Origin of the sequence: Micromonospora sp. CPM1, assembly GCF_023896895.1 — a bacterium.
GTDB lineage: Bacteria > Actinomycetota > Actinomycetes > Mycobacteriales > Micromonosporaceae > Micromonospora > Micromonospora tulbaghiae.
Genome location: NZ_JAMHIU010000061.1, coordinates 1 through 1,319, shown reverse-complemented (window position 1 = coordinate 1,319; position 1,319 = coordinate 1). Strand labels below are relative to the sequence as shown.

General features: G+C 68.9%; 1 protein-coding gene. It reads right to left on the bottom strand.

The window, feature by feature from the left end:
* Positions 1-23: 23 nt before the first annotated feature.
* Positions 24-1,094 carry an IS110 family transposase gene (locus tag M8C11_RS30105; RefSeq protein ID WP_252454817.1) on the bottom strand — a complete coding sequence of 357 codons (1,071 nt, stop codon included), beginning with the start codon at positions 1,092-1,094 and terminating at the stop codon, positions 24-26.
* Positions 1,095-1,319: the final 225 nt, after the last annotated feature.

Below are 1,319 nucleotides of genomic sequence, written 5' to 3'. Positions count from 1 at the left end.
TGCAAGATCTGTGAAGGTGGCTGTCAAGTGGTGGCTTCGAGGGTGCGCCAGATTTGGCGGGCTATGTAGCGTTTGAGGCTGCGGGTGATCTCGGCTGGGGTGCGGCCTTCTGTGGTGCGGCGGTTGATGTAGTCCTTGGTGGGCTGGTGGCATCGTTGGCGGGTTTTGGCGATGGTGTGCAGGGCGGCGTTGAGGGTGCGGTCGCCGCCTCGGTTGAGGCGGTGGCGGGTGATGCGGCCGGAGCTGGCGGGGACGGGGCTGACGCCGGCGAGTGAGGCGAAGGCGGCTTCGTTGCGGAACCGGCCGGGGTGTGACCAGGCGGTCAGCGCGATCGCGGCGGTGACGGGGCCGATGCCGGGTTGGTCGAGCAGGGTGGGGCAGAGTTTGTCGACCAGGGTGCGGATTTCGGTGAGGTTGGCTTTCAGGAGCCGGTCGAGGGTTTGGATCTGCTCGGCGAGGGTTGCCAGGTGAGTGCGGCGCAGCCGGTCGAGACCGCTGCCGCTGCCGCTGGTGGTGGTGAGGGTGGTGGCGTGCTGGACCTGCCGCAGGGTGCTCAGTCCTCGCATCTGTGTGCGTAGGTCGTCGTCGGCGGTGAGGATCACCGATTTGAACACGTTGATGGTGGCGGTGCGGGTGTCGCTGTAGTGGCGGCGGCAGACGTGCAGCAGGCGCAGGGCTTCCCGGTCGCCGTCGGCGCGGGGTGAGGCGACGTGGTCGGCGGCCAGCACGCCACGAGCGGCGTGCACGGCGTCCAGCGCGTCGGACTTGCCGCCTCGACGGCAGCGCCCGGCAGCGGGTTTAGGTGCTTCCAGGACGTACTCACCCGCGGCACGCAGGACGCGCAGCAGACCGACACCGTGACAACGGGCGCCGTCCAGGGCCCAGGCCCGGCGGCCCGTTCCCAGCACGGCCGTCTGCCGGCCGGCCCAGGCCAGCAGGACAGCGGCGCCGTCGTTGGTGGCCGGCACGGTGATCTCCGCCAGCACGGTGCCGACCGCAGTGAGCACCGCGGCGGTGTGCGTATCGGTATGGGTATCCACACCGATGACCGCGTCGACACGCTCGGCCAGACGTTCTGCCAGGATGGGAAACACGGACGGTTCTCCCTTGCACGGGACGACGTTCGGACGGCGTCGGCCCGGGAGACGATCACCCAGCGGCACATCTGTGATGAGTCACGCGACACGGGCTGCACACCCCTTCGCGGACAGGCTTCTGATCAGGCCAACAAGGTGGGCCGGGCCGACGCCGGCAATCCACGAGGACAAGTCGACGCCACGGCACACCAACTGACAGCGGCCAGATCTTGCATGAGTCAC